We start from the raw sequence: 15,811 nt of genomic DNA on the forward strand, positions 1-15,811 counted from the left end.
AATGCTGTGTAAATCTAACATAAAGGGGGATAGATTAAATAGCCAAGCATTTGTCACTTTAATTTTTGGAGAAAGCTAAAAATAAGGCAAAGGGAGCTGAAATACATTGGAGCTTATACACAACGATAATTTTCTATGGTTTGTAATAGGTTATGGAATGGTTATTTTAATTCTTGGAGCGTTTTACTCAAAGAAGGTATCTTCAAGTGACGATTTTATACTCGCAGGAAGGTCTTTAGGGCCAGTTGTATTAATGGGGACTTTACTTGCTACTTGGGTAGGTAGTGGAACTGTAACAGGTGGACCAAACTCATTAGCTTATTCACATGGATTATGGCCTGCAATTGGATACGCTATCCCAAGCTTAATAGGAATTACAGTTCTCTTATTAATTTCAGCTAAAATTCGTAACTATGGCAAGTATACAGTATCTGAAATATTGGAGATTAAATATGGTCCTGTTGCTAAAGTTATTGCAATGGTTATTATTGTGCTTGCATTTGTTGGAATCGTTTCTTATCAGTATCAAGGTCTTGGTTTTATCTTACACGTATCAACGGGAGTGTCGGTAGAAACAGGTACAATAATTGGTGCTGTTCTTATTATCTTTCTAGCAACAATTGGAGGATTGATGGCAGTTGCTCCTACCGATACACTAAGTGCGTTAGTAATTTTTATTGGATTAATAATAGCTGTTCCTGTTGTTCTTGGAAATATTGGTGGTTTTGATCAACTTGCTGCTAGTGTGGATGCTGAAAGCTTAAATTTATTCGGTAATTTAAATTTCTTACAAGTGTTAGGATTTTACGTACCTGTCCTTTTCCTGCTGCTCGGAGACCAGAATATGTATCAAAGAATTTCTGCTTCAGGAAGTGATAAGTCAACAAAATTTGGTATTTCTGGATGGATTGTTGGTATGATTATTTTTACTCCTTTAGTGGCCACATTAGCATTTGCTGCTAAATATTATTTTCCAGATCTTGATCCTGGTATGGCATTAATTTCTACATCATTAGTATTGCCAACTGCAGTCGGAGGTTTATTGATTGCTGCAGTTACTTCATTTATTGTAACAACTGGTAACTCCTATTTATTATCGTCTGCCACAAATATTACCTATGACATTTATGGAAGATATATTAATCCTAATGCATCGGATAAACAAAAATTAGTCTTTACAAGAATGTTGATTCCAGTGCTTGGTTTAATTGCATATCTCTTAACAACATATTTCCCAACTGTTTTAGCTGTACAGATGTATTCATATACTGTATATGGTGCTGGTATAACACCGGCATTATTAGGAGTATTTTTATGGAAAAGAGTTACAAAACAAGCAGGAATTGCATCGATGCTTGCTGGAGTAATCACTACTTTGATATTGGAGTTGTCAAACAATCCATTCGGTGTTAATAGTTCTTTGATTTCTATTCCCGTAGCTATAGTAGTTCTTATTGTAGTAACTTTATTAACCTCTAAAAAAGAAAATGCTATTGATTTCAGAAAGGATGATTTAGTTGCAAATAAGTAATAGAGTAGAAAAATTACGTGAGTTTATGAGTGAAAACAAAATTGATTTATCCATTATTATGAACTTCGAAAATCAATATTATTTTAGTGGGTTAAAAGCTATTACTTATTCGAGACCAATTGTACTTGCTATTGATTCAATGGAGTTAAATTTAATTATTCCTTCATTGGAAGAAAGTCATGCGAAGGAAAAAACGAAAGCAAATAATTTGTATATTTATCATGAAACTCATTTACGTGGTAGCGAAGGGAAGTCCCACCTTGAACATTTACAAGCTTTAATTTCTACCTATCCGTCTGGTACACGGGTTGGGGTTGAATTTTCATCCTTGCCTATAAAAATGGGAAATATCTTAAGAGAAGCTGGTTTTGAGCTTGTAAATTTGGATAGCCAAATCTCTGAAATGCGCTATGTGAAAGATGAAGAAGAGATTAAACTTGTTACCGAAGCTGGAAAACTTGTAAGTCTTGCACTTAAACAATCCTTGGAAAGTACCAAACCGGGTATTACTGAAATGGAAATTGATCGACATGGTACCCAACTTTTATTCGAAGAGATGGATAATTATCCAAATGCTACGTTAGATTATTTTGCGATGTCACCATCCGGTCTAAAAAGAACCAATATGCCACATGTGTTTTCTAATACTAGAAAACTAGATGAAAATGATATTGTAGTCCATAGTAGACAAGTGGCTCTAAATGGCTATAGAGCAGAATGTGAGAGAACATTCTTTGTGGGGAAACCAACGGATAAACAGGTAGATGCTTTTAATGCTGCTTATGAAGCACAATTAGCAGCATTGGACAAAATTAAAGTAGGTATAAGTGCGAAAGAGGTTGATGAAGTAGCCCGTAAAGTGTTTCAAAAGGCAGGATATGAAGAATTCAGTATTCATAGAACAGGACACGGAATAGGAATTGGGTTACATGAAGAGCCATCCCTTCGTTTTGATAATGATCTTGTATTAAAAGAAGGAATGATTTTTACCATCGAACCAGGAATTTATATTCCAGGAGTTGGAGGTTTTCGCCATTCAGATACAGTTATTCTAACGAAGGAAGGAACCAAATTAGTCACGGAATATCCTAGAGAATTAGAAAAATTAATTTATTGAGAACATAAAACTCATAAAAAACAACCTGGATCCTAAGAACAGAGGTTGTTTTTTACTTATCGAGAGTTAAAGGGATGTGGAACGGTATTTGGCAGGACGTTAGTATTTATAAGGAGTATAAACTTTCCTATCTTTATAAGTACAACAAAGGAATTTACCATAAATGCAAAGTAAATACTAATTTTTCTTAGATTAAATGTCTGAGTTTCCAAAACGAACTTTGGAGACGTTATGGAATTCAACAAAAAGGTTACGATTAGTCGTGTTACTTCAACGGAGATAAATTGGTGCGATTAAGCCATGTACTTGTGGTATCCAGGCTCTCCTTAGAAAAAGTTAATCTAGGTACAGAGCTATCTAAAAATCAAAATACCGTTCCTTATATTCTTTAATCATTTCTTTGTTTTCTGAATACTCGATTCCCTCTCCACGGGTATATTCATCATACTTGCCTTCAAAAGAAAGAAAATTATAACTCCCAATCAAGTAAAAGCGATCATCGCAAATAACTAACTTAAAATGAGTATTGGTACGCTTCATTTTAAACGTTTCCTGCTTTACATATTTAGCTAGTTTCTTTTTTAATGAATTAGCTAATTCTTCCGTCTTAATGGACCGGTTATTTCTTTGATTTTCTTTACTTTGATCATTAATGCCATATAGTATTTTAATCGTAACTCCTCGCTTACAAGCATCCTGTATATTGGAAAGAAATTGGTTGTTAAAAATCCAACTTCCTAGCCAAGGGCTAATGATACACAGTTCATATTGAGCAGTTTGCAACGCTTCAATAAATTTTCCTCTTATTTCCGCATCCTTTATGTGCCTGACATTAGCAAAACTAACTCTATCTTGTTTAAACTTTTCGATTACATGATGAATGATCTTTTCGATATTCTGTGTTCCATCTTCTTTGATATGTTTTATTTCGTTTTCAATCATTGATGTGACAAACTCTTTTTCTGCTAAACTAACCCCACTAATTATATCATTTAGTTGTTCGATTTTTTTATTCAATTTATGTAGTTTCTCTTCAACATTAGCTTCTGGATCTGGTGCTAGTTGATGAAGTTCTTCTTTTATAGCACGGAGGATTTTTGCTTCAAAATCATTCCAATTATTCCGTTGGATTTCGTATTCATATGAATTACTTTCCAATTTTTTATCCATTGCTTTTAAAGCGTGTAAAATGGCTTCCATCTTTCTATCTAGTTCATAAGAAAATGATTTTATCATTTCTTGTTCCCGATTTACCGAATATTCTTCAAGTCTATCTTTTATTATAGTTGGTTGAGTGTTTTGTTCTATAAGATAAGAGTTCTCTTTAGCAATCTTTTCCTTATCCACATCTATTTCATTTAATGGCTGAGAATTTTCTCTATTAAACATAACAATGGTTGTACGTATCAATAAAAAAACACCAAATAATAATAATGGCTTTTGAAGCACTGGGATAATCAACGCAAGTCCTATTAAGAGAACTCCGAAAATTAGTGCTGGATATGGGTTATTTTTAAACGGATTTCGTTGGTAATATCGATATAACTCCCAAGTTACAAACACTAAACTAATACCACTTAAACCATAAAAAAGCATCTCGGAGATTAGGAAAGGAGTAAGAGCTATGATAAATATAACTATAAATAATTTATTCTCAGACACAAAACTCACCTACTAATATTGAATAAAAACTTTGTCTACGATTACTTCTAATTCATTATCATAGAAATCGACCATAGCTAAGATACGAATTGGAAAGTCTTCCTCTTGTGCTTGCATAATCTTTATCTTTCTACCTTCTATCTCGTTTCCATCAGCCTTAAATAATACAGATTTAATCTCATCACTTCCGTCAACTAAAGTAAAAAACACATGGCCATCGTGTTCAGCAGCATCTTTAACATTACCTCTTACTTGTACCATTTTTCCTCGAAGTTCGGATGATATGTCAGAAACTTTGATTAAATCTATTTCCTCTTCATTACCTAATTCAATTATTTCTATATCTTCTTGCTTTTGTGGAATTACTTCTAATTGATCTTTGTACAAATCTATTGTTCCTTTGATCCCGACTTCAGAATTAATTGGAATATCATCTATATCAATCTGGTTATTTTTAAAAATAGGAACTTCAATCTCCTCTGAATCACTAAGAATAGTCATAAATACGTGACCATCTGGATGGGCATATTTTGATAAAATGGTGCCATAAATGGTTACTTCCTTTCCAACATTTTCTTCGGTAACCTTATTGGTGGTATTCACCATTCTCATATTCTCTTTACTCTCTATAGAAATTTCCAGTGTATTGTTGAATTCCTTAACTTTTCCTGTAAATAAATACGTCATACCTTCCTTTATATAATCTTTATCAATCCCTTTATCAGAAAAAATGGGGACCGATATTTCTCCTGTATCATCAGTAACGTTTAAAAATAAGTGACCGTTTTCATGTTCTTTTATTGTTCGAACTGTACCTTCTATGGTAACTTCTTCCCCAATATTCGAATGTGTAATTGTATCAATAGAAAGAACACTATCTTTCATTTGATTACTATTACTATTACTATTACTCTCACTTTGATTGGATGATTGAATCTGTCCTTCACTGGTGTACAAGTCAGTTGTATCTGCGTCCCCTTTGGTAGAGAACAGGCCATGATCATATATCAGGTAACCTATTACAACTACTAGTATGCATCCCATCCATAGTATTAATTTTTTGTATTCCCCCATTTTCAACCACCCTTTATATATATCTTTCTTTAATAGAAAAATTATAACATATTTTTAAATTAGATTAATTGTAGTTTCATAATCCTATAGGGTCTTTAGAATATTTCACTTATGGAATTCGATAATTATATAAAAGATTATAAAGGAAAAAGGAATTTCAAGGTTAAATATCGAAATAGTATGAATAAATTTCTTAGCTGTTATAAAAGGGGAGAATTAACTTGAATATTAAAGTATCATTAACTGATTTTGTTGATTTTTCAATTAGAAATGGTGCATCTAGAATGACTAAAATAAAGGAGATAAGAGGGAGAGACGTATATCATCCAAGTAGAGATTATTGGAAAGATCTAAGAGATGGATTAGTATCTTTTCATGAAAAAAACCTTGATAAGAAATATCTTAATAGGATAATTGAACGTGCTCCAGAGAGTAAGAAAACTAATTATAAAACTGTTATTGATAATTATAATTCATTTCTAGGAAGAAGAAAGATAGAATGGTTTACTCCGCAATCCAAAGACTGGCATTTTCAAGACGTTATCATTCGAGTTAATCCAGAGTTAGGGTTGTTTATCAATGATGTGCCGCATATTATTAAGATTTATTTTAAAGAGGATCCTTCAAAACCTATTACAAGTTTAGATAAAAGGAAACTGGAATCCATTTTTTTTCTAATGGAGACCTCATTGAATGGTTATCATCCAGGAATTAACTATTCAGTATTTAATGCCAAAAGAGGAAAATTAGTCACAAAAAATAGGTCTGTCGAAAGTATTAAAGAAATACTTGAATCGGATGCTTTAGCTTTTAAACACTTATGGGAGAACACGTGATTATTAGTTATAATTTTTAATTATTGTTAATTTTATATATTACTATTGGTACTTTTAGAGTTTATTAATGTTATTTTACTACATTTATATAAAAACTTGACTATATCTTGGTATTTTTAATCAAGGTTATTCAATCATCGAATTATGATGAGTAGAATTTGTGCTCACTTTATTTAGACACATATAGGCGGTATTCCTTTACTAAAAGAGGGTGTGAAAACTCATATTGGTATTAGTGATAAAGAAGATAAACTAATAACTAACCAAACTCATTTTCTACCAATAGGACGAATTAAGCGTGTTCAGTATTTACCAGAAGACCTGTTAGTCGATAAACAAAAATCAGTTATCAAAGGAGTACTTTTTGGAGGATTTTTACTTGGATAGTTACAGCTATTTTCAGTGGAATTTCAGGTGTCGGTACTAAAGAAATTAAGGAGATTCAACACTTTTTTATCAATAAATTTCACAGACAAAGGTGGGGAAGAATTGACGGCTGTCTTGCTAGTTGGGAAACTTGGAGTGGAAGACATTCAAAAGTTCCTAAAATTGGTTAATGGGAAAGTAGGATACGTGGAAGAAACAGTTACACCAACAATAAACAAACCATATGAAATATAAAATAAAGAAAAGTGATGTATCTCTAGCTTTCTATATATACAGAAAATGCCACATTGATTAATAAAAAGTTCCAAACCTAACCTGCTCAAACCGATGCACACACATAGCAGTACGAAACATTTGTTTCTCCAATACATGGTAAGAAACATCCATCGGTAATTCGAATCCATCTTTGAAATAAACAATTGAATTGGCATGAGGTGTTGGTGGCGGTTTTATTTGGTGGATATGGTGGTAGAAGAGCCATACGCAATCGGGGTCATTTGGAGAAAGCGTTGGAAAGGCGTAGATATTTTGAAAAGGGTTAATGGGGATTGGTACCTTTCGTTTATAACCAATTTGATGCATGACTGCCTCGCGTATTCCAGTATAGGAAGAAAATTGCTGGATACACGTTTCTTTTATAATTTCTAGTGGCGTTTTCGTAATATGTAACGTTTGATTTCTAGCTAATACATCGGTGAAGTACTCCTGATTCCTAGCAGGTAGGAGAGCGGTGGTTTGATCCGTAATTAAGTAATGGGATTGTATTTCTTTCATTAGGGGAACACTCCTTTTGGGTTAATTGTTTTGGGGAATGGATTTAATCGTTGGGAAAAGAAAGGATAGGCTAACTATCCCTTTGGCTTGATTCTATTTGTTTCATAATTTCCTGGAATATTTCATCAGCGCTGAAGTCTAGTTCACGGTATAGTTTGAAGAAGGTATAAAGTGACGGGGATTTTTCAGCTCGTTCTAATCGGCCTATGTGTTTATCATCTAACTGTGTGTCTGATGCAACTTGATCTAGTGTTTTATTCAGGTTCTTCCTGCTTTTTCTGATTGCTTCGCCTATTAATCTATTAAATAACTCCTGATCATCCACAACAATCTTCCTTTTTTTAACTATTATCATGGAGTGGTACAAGGTGCTCCACGCCCTGTAGGACACTTTTGTGATGTTTTGGAAAAAATGGAGGAAGCAGTGGAAATTCTAAAATATACCTAATTTAATAAAAGTCCGTAGAAAATGGAGTTTTCTACGGACTTTTTACGATTTTAATGTACATTTTAAAAGGAAAAAGGAAGTTTATTGGAAGAAACGAAACGTTAGGTGTCTGCAAGACTCTATCTTCTTTTATATGATGTGTTTGAAGTGAATCTTGTTACGCATATAAAAAGAGGGGGAGAGTTGAAATGAACTATATTAAACAGATAAATGCATTTTATGACTGTTTGGAGAGAAATCCTTTATCAGCATCTGCCGTTACCTTATGGCATGCATTAATGCATATCAATAATAAAGACGGGGTGGTCTGTGGAGTTTACGGTAGCTGCACCTGTATTACGATTGAAGACTGGATTAACGGAAAGTTCATTTAAAAGAGCGAGGATTGAACTAAAAGAAAAGGGCTATATTTACTGGAGATCGAGAGGGGCCAATCAAGCACCAGCTTATCGAATAATTGGATTGGCTTTTGGAGGAGAACAGGGTGGTACGATTGCATTGGACGAGCAGAGGAACCAATCTGTGAACCACCATATGGACCAGCAGATGAACCGACATACAAGCTCATTAATTAAACAAAACCATACGAAACAAAACAATAGAAATCATATAACTGACGCGGTCACTTTTTACCAGGATAACTTCGGTGACATCCGTGAATTTGTTTTAGAAGAATTGTTGAAGTGGATAGAAGCGGTTGGTGAAGAACTCGTTTTAGAAGCGATGAAACGAGCGCTAGAGAATAATAAAGGAAATTGGGGTTATGTACAAGCGATACTTAAGGCATGGCTGCAGAAAGGATTACATAGTTTAGATGCAGTGAGGGAGGAGGAAGTAGCGTTTTGGAATCAAAAGAAGCAAACAGCTAGTAGGAGTGGAAGAAATAGGTTGTCTAATTCAAAAGAGATTGTGCCAGATTGGTTCCGGGAGAGAAAGGATAAAGAAAGAGAGAAACGACGTATCCAGGATTCGGTAAAATTTGATGAAAATGGGGAGGATGTTGAAGCGTTGCTTGCTAGATTTAAGAAGGAGGGTTCTGTTGGGGGGGGAAGGAGGGGAAGTTACGAAGGTTAAGTGAGGATCAACTGCTCCTGCAAATTTGATCATCCCTTCTTCCAACATCTACCTGAAACCAAATACAACAATCATTCGTATAAAAAGTAAAGGAGTTGCTTTTTATGAAAAAACTAGCAGTCATACTTATTATCTTAGTTACATTTTTTACTTTTGTAGAAACAGTATTTGCTGATGTTGACTATTCCATTACGGATGTTCAAATAGATGCTAATCTAATGGAAAATGGGGATGTTGTGGTAACGGAAAGGTTCACATATGATTTTGAAGATGATTTTAATGGTATTACCCGTACGATAATCCCAAAGAGTGATACATCGATTGAAGACTTTGTGGCAAGTGAAAATGGAAAGTCACTGAAGGTTGAAACCGATGAAAACGAATATAAAATTTATCGTAGTGGTAAGGAGGAAACTATAACTGTAGACTTAAGTTATACCATTCATAATGGGGTAGAGGTATACTTAGATGTTGCGCAGTTCTACTGGCCATTTTTTGATAGTAGCAATGAATCGGAATACGAAAACATGACGATTTATGTGCATCCACCTAGTGATACGAGTAATGTTACTGCTTATGGTTATGATGAAGCACATGATACAGCAGAAGTTACAGAAGAAGGGACTGTCGTTTTTTCATTAGGTCATGTGGAAGACGAGAAGAATGGGGATATTCAAGTAGTATACGATGCTACTCTTTTTAGTGCTGCTACATTAACAAGTGAAAAAATGATGTGGGATTCGATTCAGGCAGATATAGCTAATCATGAAGCAAAATTAGCTGCATTTCAGGAGAGAAAAGAGTGGTTAGATGGTATTGCGCCCTATGTTATTGGCTTGTTTGGATTATATTTAATTATTTTGCTTTTCGTAAGCAGTAGGAAAAAAGTAGAACGAAAGCATTATGTGCAAAGTCGATTAAATCAGAACTTAAGCGTACCAAAGCTGGAAATGAGCTTGCCCGCAACGATCTATTATACCCATCCATTCACACCGCATAATCAATTACTAACGACAGCTTTATTAGAATTAATTCGAAAAGGTTATGTGCAATCAAACAATAATCAAGAAGAGTTCTTGTTAGTAAATCGAAATACTGACCATGAACATGAGAGCTTATTAATAGATTACTTATTTGACAAAATTGGTGATGGCACAACATTTCGATTTGACGATTTAAAAACATTTACAGAGGAACAATCCAATCATCATGATTACTACAAATTTATTGAAACATGGGTAAATTCAATTCGTGAGGAAGTACAATCGAAAGGACTTACCAAAAAGAAAGCAGGCTTTAGATGGTCGGTTGCCATCTCCAGTTTACTGCTTGTTCCATTAAGTATTTTCTTAGGGATTCATGAATTATTTATGTGGATGTTTTTCTCTATTTTCCTAATGTTTTGCTTACTCGCTTTCAGTGTTTTATATAATCCGAGAACGTTGGAAGGTGCTAGCATATGGGAACAATGGAGAAAATTTAAAAAGGAATTCGGTGAAATGCCATCAAATCAGAACTTAAAATGGAGTAAGGATGAACATATCATCGCAGTTAATTATGCACATGGTATTGATGATAAAAAAATGATAGAACGTAATAAAACATTTTTTAATCACGATAAATTTGACGAACCATCGAATACGAACATGGATACAACGAACATCATGATTTTCTTTCTTATTGCAACATCGGCGAATCAACACTTTAGTGAAGCAGACACGGTTGTTGCTGAAACTACTGGTTCTTCGACCTCGGTAGGAGCAGGATCAGGTACAGGTGTAGGCGGTGGTGGCGGCGGATCGGGTGCGTTTTAAAACAAGGGTGGGGGATTCCCCCACTGCACACCAACGTGATTAAGTGAATTCAATAAGTCTATTTGCCTGTCAGCTGTCTATATAGCCAATGCTCAATAAATAATTTGAAATTTTAAAAGGGAAATTTTACAAATCTAGTTAGAAAGTAACAATTTATGCTATAATTTTCTAAGAGTATAATGTAGAAAGTAGCGATTAAATGTCTAAGGAAACAAAGAAAAAAATGAAGTTATGGAAAAAAATAGTGATTTGGGTATTGGCTGTTCTAGTGGTTACAATGATTGGTGGCGGTGTCTACGCTTATTCCATCTATAATAATGCAAAGAAAACTGTCAATGATCAGATGCACAAAGAAGTGACGAACATAGATCAAAAGGTTACGAAGCAGAAGGTAGATCAACTGGAAACCTTGAATGTTTTACTATTGGGTGTGGATGCACGTGCTAATGATGCTGGGCGATCGGATACTCTGATGGTTTTAACATTAAATCCGCAGAACGACCAAATGCAAATTCTTAGTATTCCTAGAGATACCCGTACAACGATCGTTGGTAAAGGGATAGAAGATAAGATTAACCATGCATATGCGTTTGGTGGGATCGATATGTCCATTGCTACAGTAGAGAATATGCTAGATATTGAGTTAGACTATTATGTTGAAATGAACATGGAAGGTTTAACGGAATTAATTAATGAATTAGATGGAATTACCGTACAGAACGAGTTAGACTGGGAAGGTGATAATGGATTCCATTATAAGAAGGGTGAACTTCATTTAGATGGATTAGAGGCACTCGGATATGTACGGATGCGGAAACAAGATCCTAGTGGTGATTTTGGTCGTACTGCCCGCCAACGACAAGTGGTTGAAGCGACAATAGATAAAGGTGCAACTATCGCATCTGTTGGTAAGATTAATAATTATATCGATATTCTTGGTGGTAATATGGAAACCAATATGGATTTTGATGATATGAGAAATTTATTATTGAATTATAAAGATGTTCGACGTAACACCTCTGAATATATGTTACAAGGAACCGGAATGACCATTGACGGAATCTATTACTATCTAGTTTCTGATGAAGAATTACAGAAAGTAAATGGTATGATGGTAGGGAATAACCAAGAATAAGGTAGTTGCATCATCAGATTCAGAGAAGGTAGCATCCGTAGTAATATTGATGCTACTTTTTTGCTTGGTAGTAAATTCTACTCGCCAGAAATCTTAGTGTAGGTAAGTGGTATGCTGTGAGGAACAACTGCCCGTAAATGTCCGATTCGTTCAAACGTTATTAGGTCATAACTTTAAGGTGAATCAGTTGGGATGAATAAAATCCCCCCATTGATAGATTCACTTTACAAACCTACTAATTTTTTGAATATTTCTTTATTTCCTATTGGGGTTGAATCTTGGTCAGCACATGCTATACTAGTAACATTCAAATTTTAATACTAATTCATATAATCGCGGGGATATGGCCTGCAAGTTTCTACCGGTTTACCGTAAATAAACCGACTATGAGTCTTTGATAATGAATGGATTATACCTTTTTGAGGTATATTCTTTTCGTTTTTCTTTCAAACTAGCAAAAGCTTGAAGGATGCGCTACCCATGGTCGGAGTTGTGCGCATTTCTTCAAGCTTTTTTTATATTCAATGAAGGGAAGAGACAACATGAAGGCACTAGAGAACGCAATAGTAAAGCATGGAAAGGTTTTGTCGGATACAGTGTTGAAGGTAGATTCCTTCCTTAACCATCAAATTGATCCAGAGCTAATGCAACAAATTGGGGAGGAGTTCGCTGTTCACTTCCAAAAGGCAGGTGTTACCAAAATCCTAACGCTGGAATCATCGGGTATTGCACCATCGGTTATGGCTGGTCTGCAATTAAAGGTACCTGTTGTTTTTGCAAGAAAAAAGAAATCACTCACATTAAAAGATGAATTATATTTGGCAGAGGTATATTCCTTCACGAAAAAAGAAACAAATGAAATCTCGATTTCCAAGGACTATATTTCATCAAACGATATAGTTCTGATCATTGATGACTTTTTGGCAAATGGACAAGCAGTTCTAGGATTGATGGAGATTACTAAGCAGACTGGAGCATCACTTGCAGGGGTGGGGATTGTTATTGAAAAGGGATTTCAAAACGGGGCAAAACTTATCCGTGATAAAAACATTCCATTGAAATCACTTGCAATTATAGATTCCCTTGCAAATGGTCAAATTACTTTTCGGAAAGAAGGAAGCTTATCATGAAAACAGCAGCACTTAGTATTCAACACGTATTAGCTATGTATGCAGGGGCTATTCTTGTTCCCCTTATTGTCGGAGATGCACTAGGGTTAACTTCCACGCAGTTAACCTATCTTGTTGCCATTGACATCTTTATGTGCGGGGTTGCTACTATTTTGCAACTTGTTAATAATCGCTTTTTTGGTATCGGACTACCTGTTGTTCTAGGTTGTACATTTACCGCAGTAGGACCGATGATTGCGATTGGTGGGGAATTTGGAATATCAGCTGTTTACGGAGCAATCCTTGTTTCAGGACTTTTTGTTATTCTTATTAGTGGATTCTTTGGTAAATTGGTTCGATTTTTTCCACCGGTAGTAACGGGTTCAGTTGTTACCATTATTGGAATAACCCTCATTCCTGTAGCCATTAACAATATGGGTGGCGGTGAAGGAGCAAGTGACTTCGGTTCGCTTCCTAATATAGCGCTAGCATTTGGTACGTTATTCTTTATCATCTTGATGTATCGTTTTACCAAGGGATTCCTGCGATCGATTTCCATCCTTATTGGGTTGATCATTGGGACGATTGTAGCTTCATTTATGGGGAAAGTAAGCTTTGACGCAGTGACAGAGGCTTCTTATTTCCATATGGTCGAACCGTTCTACTTCGGCATGCCGACATTTGAATGGTCTGCCATTCTAACGATGATTCTTGTTGCGATCGTTTCATTGGTTGAATCGACAGGTGTGTACTTTGCGCTCGGGGACATTACGGAGAGAAAATTACATGAGAAGGATTTTGCCAAAGGCTATCGTGCAGAAGGAATTGCCATTGTATTAGGAGGTATATTCAATGCATTCCCTTATACTGCTTTTTCACAAAATGTAGGTTTAATTCAATTAACTGGTGTGAAGAAAATCAGAGTTATCATGGTGGCAGGTTTGATGCTAATAACCCTTGGACTAGTACCAAAAATTGCTGCTTTTACAACGATTATTCCTTCTGCTGTACTAGGTGGAGCTATGATTGCGATGTTCGGTATGGTGGTTGCACAAGGAATTAAGATGTTAGCATCTGTTATCGCCAACTCACCGGAAAACTCTATGATTATTGCGTGTTCGATTGGAATGGGGCTTGGCGTGACAGTCGTTCCAGAGCTGTTTGCTCAGCTTCCAAGCGGTCTACAGATTCTGACGAGTAATGGAATTGTTGCTGGAAGTTTAACTGCGATTGTATTGAATATCGTGTTTCATATGATACCTTCGAGGAAAGCTGCTGTGAATGCATTGGAGAAAAGTGCGTAGTAGTAGGCGGTGATGAAGTTTGGAAAAAATAGTGATTTGGGTATTGGTCGTTCTAGTTGTTGCGGTGATTGGTAGAGGATTTAGTTTCCGATGAGGAATTGGCTAGGATGACTGGTATGATTGTTAGAGATAATAGCTGGGATAAGGTATTTATAATTGTTATTTCAATATGAAACTAGAAGGAGACTTATTGATATCAATTTTGCTACGTAGGTATTCAGATTTCCAGTTTATTAGTTATCGTAATAGATTAAGGTGTATTATGATTACTAAAGACATTCATTCTATTTAAAAGAGTAAGTGTCCTTTTTTGTTATAAAAATATTTTCTTGATCCACTAACTATTATGAGAAATACAATTAAATAGTACTAAGCGCCTATGACATTAGGGTTGGTTCAAGAATTATTATCTTAAATAAATACAACTTATACGTTGGATATAGCAAATTCCATTGCTTATCAGGCCAATCGTCTACTTGGTTAAGGAGAAGAAATGGTGGAGGAACTCAGTAGGAAGGTAAATGAGTTAAAAGGGTGGTTGTTCAGATGAAAATACAATTAAAAGGAAATGGAAGCGGTGGAACAGAAATTAAGCTGGATTTCCATTTGGTCATGAGGAAACTTGAACATGCAAACGAACGCCTACGGGAGTTAGAATTGCCAAAGCCAAAAAATACGTATGGAAAAAACGACTTAAAGTTCACCAATGAATGGTTGGAACGAGAAGAAATGATTCATCAATTTTTCAAGCAATATGTGGAGACGGTGAAAAAAATCTTACAGATACGAAAGAAAATGTTAAGAAGTTGAAAGAACAGGATTAGTGATCGGTAGATAGAGGGACGGGAGGGGAGTAGGAGCGATGAGCTCAACCCAATTATTAGAAACCAAAACGTTAATAGAAACAGTTCTTGCACGAAGCAACACTTGGGACAGCTATAGCAATTAAATATAATCCCTCTTCAATATTTTCTTTATAGAGATGCTCTATTCCATGTACTAATCCGAACATTATTTCATATTGTTCTGTATCATTATCAAATCTCATACATAATTCTGTATTAACTGATTTATCCCCTAAACCAATGAGCTTACCTAATGCTACTGGATGGAAGTTTTACATTACAGAATTTTAAATCTTGAACAAGTAAGAAGAATATACGGTAGTGTACTATCTAAGCTAAATGACAAGTCAAAAGAGATAATAATAAACTTATTAGAGACATAAAAAGTGAAGACCCAAATATGTTTAGCAATTCTGTAGATGAAGTATTAAAAGCAATATAATTAAAACCACCTTAATGGGCTAAAGACCTTTTAAGGTGGTTTTATAATTTACTACTACCTAGTACCGAATAAATTGCTTATCAATATGAAGTTAAATATAACTGATGTAATACCCATATAACGTATTAACAAATTCTTTAGTACGTACAACACCTTTTAAAAAGGTAACCTATCTATTGAGTTTCATTAATTGTAAAATAGACTAAAATCATTAGATACTACCATTCAGACCCTTCAATACGTTCCCTTTGTTTTCCCC

The 15,811-nt window shown here is 35.0% G+C and carries 15 protein-coding genes, 1 pseudogene and 1 riboswitch; of the genes and pseudogenes, 11 read left to right on the forward strand and 5 right to left on the reverse strand.

All coding sequences use genetic code 11. The features are described 5' to 3' along the window. Positions 1 to 106: 106 nt before the first annotated feature. A complete protein-coding gene (locus GMD78_RS03340; protein WP_155667111.1) occupies positions 107 to 1,531 on the forward strand; it encodes a sodium:solute symporter family protein in 1,425 nt (474 codons plus the stop codon). Further along, positions 1,518 to 2,648, forward strand: coding sequence for a M24 family metallopeptidase (locus tag GMD78_RS03345; protein ID WP_155667113.1), 1,131 nt, complete (start codon positions 1,518 to 1,520; stop codon positions 2,646 to 2,648). The genes GMD78_RS03340 and GMD78_RS03345 overlap by 14 nt, the downstream gene beginning before the upstream one ends. Positions 2,649 to 3,005: 357 nt before the next feature. Here GMD78_RS03345 and GMD78_RS21805 read toward each other — a convergent pair whose 3' ends face one another. Together GMD78_RS21805 and GMD78_RS03355 are read right to left on the reverse strand one after the other, a co-directional pair. After that, complete coding sequence (locus GMD78_RS21805; protein WP_155667115.1) at positions 3,006 to 4,310, reverse strand: phospholipase D-like domain-containing protein; 1,305 nt, start codon at positions 4,308 to 4,310, stop codon at positions 3,006 to 3,008. A 12-nt stretch (positions 4,311 to 4,322) separates the two neighbouring features. Continuing rightward, positions 4,323 to 5,384, reverse strand: coding sequence for an OB-fold nucleic acid binding domain-containing protein (locus GMD78_RS03355; protein WP_155667117.1), 1,062 nt, complete (start codon positions 5,382 to 5,384; stop codon positions 4,323 to 4,325). Between the two features lie 221 nt (positions 5,385 to 5,605). Here GMD78_RS03355 and GMD78_RS03360 point away from each other — a divergent pair, with 221 nt between their 5' ends. The 3 genes from GMD78_RS03360 to GMD78_RS21695 all read left to right on the forward strand — a co-directional run bounded on the left by GMD78_RS03360 (position 5,606) and on the right by GMD78_RS21695 (position 6,841). After that, the gene (locus GMD78_RS03360; protein WP_155667119.1) at positions 5,606 to 6,220 is read left to right on the forward strand and encodes a hypothetical protein; all 615 of its coding nucleotides are present in this window, start codon (positions 5,606 to 5,608) and stop codon (positions 6,218 to 6,220) included. A gap of 213 nt (positions 6,221 to 6,433) precedes the next feature. Then, complete coding sequence (locus GMD78_RS03365; protein WP_155667121.1) at positions 6,434 to 6,607, forward strand: hypothetical protein; 174 nt, start codon at positions 6,434 to 6,436, stop codon at positions 6,605 to 6,607. 102 nt (positions 6,608 to 6,709) lie between these two features. Then, positions 6,710 to 6,841: a hypothetical protein gene (locus GMD78_RS21695; protein WP_281349662.1), complete on the forward strand. Its 132-nt coding sequence runs from the start codon at positions 6,710 to 6,712 to the stop codon at positions 6,839 to 6,841. Positions 6,842 to 6,898: 57 nt separating this feature from the next. On the opposite strand, the gene GMD78_RS03370 is transcribed toward GMD78_RS21695, so the two are convergent. Together GMD78_RS03370 and GMD78_RS03375 are read right to left on the reverse strand one after the other, a co-directional pair. Next, a complete protein-coding gene (locus GMD78_RS03370; RefSeq protein ID WP_155667123.1) occupies positions 6,899 to 7,381 on the reverse strand; it encodes a competence protein ComK in 483 nt (160 codons plus the stop codon). 70 nt (positions 7,382 to 7,451) lie between these two features. Beyond that, complete coding sequence (locus tag GMD78_RS03375) at positions 7,452 to 7,706, reverse strand: helix-turn-helix domain-containing protein (RefSeq protein WP_196493706.1); 255 nt, start codon at positions 7,704 to 7,706, stop codon at positions 7,452 to 7,454. Between the two features lie 432 nt (positions 7,707 to 8,138). Between GMD78_RS03375 and GMD78_RS03380 the strand changes: the two genes are divergently transcribed. The 6 genes from GMD78_RS03380 to GMD78_RS03405 all read left to right on the forward strand — a co-directional run bounded on the left by GMD78_RS03380 (position 8,139) and on the right by GMD78_RS03405 (position 15,075). Next, the gene (locus tag GMD78_RS03380; protein WP_155667127.1) at positions 8,139 to 8,903 is read left to right on the forward strand and encodes a DnaD domain protein; all 765 of its coding nucleotides are present in this window, start codon (positions 8,139 to 8,141) and stop codon (positions 8,901 to 8,903) included. A gap of 104 nt (positions 8,904 to 9,007) precedes the next feature. Beyond that, positions 9,008 to 10,717: a DUF2207 domain-containing protein gene (locus tag GMD78_RS03385; RefSeq protein WP_155667129.1), complete on the forward strand. Its 1,710-nt coding sequence runs from the start codon at positions 9,008 to 9,010 to the stop codon at positions 10,715 to 10,717. Positions 10,718 to 10,916: 199 nt separating this feature from the next. Then, a complete protein-coding gene (locus tag GMD78_RS03390; RefSeq protein ID WP_155667131.1) occupies positions 10,917 to 11,852 on the forward strand; it encodes an LCP family glycopolymer transferase in 936 nt (311 codons plus the stop codon). Positions 11,853 to 12,157: 305 nt separating this feature from the next. Continuing rightward, positions 12,158 to 12,259: riboswitch (purine riboswitch) on the forward strand. A gap of 135 nt (positions 12,260 to 12,394) precedes the next feature. Further along, positions 12,395 to 12,982, forward strand: coding sequence for a xanthine phosphoribosyltransferase (locus GMD78_RS03395; protein WP_155667133.1), 588 nt, complete (start codon positions 12,395 to 12,397; stop codon positions 12,980 to 12,982). Beyond that, the gene (locus GMD78_RS03400; protein ID WP_155667135.1) at positions 12,979 to 14,265 is read left to right on the forward strand and encodes a nucleobase:cation symporter-2 family protein; all 1,287 of its coding nucleotides are present in this window, start codon (positions 12,979 to 12,981) and stop codon (positions 14,263 to 14,265) included. Before GMD78_RS03395 ends, GMD78_RS03400 begins: the two co-directional genes overlap by 4 nt. A gap of 546 nt (positions 14,266 to 14,811) precedes the next feature. Further along, positions 14,812 to 15,075 (forward strand): DUF5344 family protein, encoded by a 264-nt coding sequence (locus tag GMD78_RS03405; RefSeq protein WP_155667137.1) that lies wholly within the window; start codon positions 14,812 to 14,814, stop codon positions 15,073 to 15,075. 85 nt (positions 15,076 to 15,160) lie between these two features. Here the strand turns inward: GMD78_RS03405 and GMD78_RS21915 are convergent. After that, positions 15,161 to 15,355 (reverse strand): annotated as a pseudogene (locus GMD78_RS21915) (Imm30 family immunity protein); the annotation flags it as partial. Positions 15,356 to 15,811: the final 456 nt, after the last annotated feature.

Source organism: Ornithinibacillus caprae (assembly GCF_009728145.1).
GTDB classification, from domain to species: Bacteria; Bacillota; Bacilli; order Bacillales; family Amphibacillaceae; genus Ornithinibacillus; species Ornithinibacillus caprae.

Excerpts from the sequence above, each read along its gene's own strand:
- GMD78_RS03355 (WP_155667117.1), bottom strand. The coding sequence starts at position 5,384 with ATGGGGGAATACAAAAAATTAATACTATGGATGGGATGCATACTAGTA.
- GMD78_RS03370 (WP_155667123.1), bottom strand. The coding sequence starts at position 7,381 with ATGAAAGAAATACAATCCCATTACTTAATTACGGATCAAACCACCGCT.
- GMD78_RS03385 (WP_155667129.1), top strand. The coding sequence starts at position 9,008 with ATGAAAAAACTAGCAGTCATACTTATTATCTTAGTTACATTTTTTACT.
- GMD78_RS03390 (WP_155667131.1), top strand. The coding sequence starts at position 10,917 with ATGTCTAAGGAAACAAAGAAAAAAATGAAGTTATGGAAAAAAATAGTG.
- GMD78_RS03395 (WP_155667133.1), top strand. The coding sequence starts at position 12,395 with ATGAAGGCACTAGAGAACGCAATAGTAAAGCATGGAAAGGTTTTGTCG.
- GMD78_RS03400 (WP_155667135.1), top strand. The coding sequence starts at position 12,979 with ATGAAAACAGCAGCACTTAGTATTCAACACGTATTAGCTATGTATGCA.
- GMD78_RS03405 (WP_155667137.1), top strand. The coding sequence starts at position 14,812 with ATGAAAATACAATTAAAAGGAAATGGAAGCGGTGGAACAGAAATTAAG.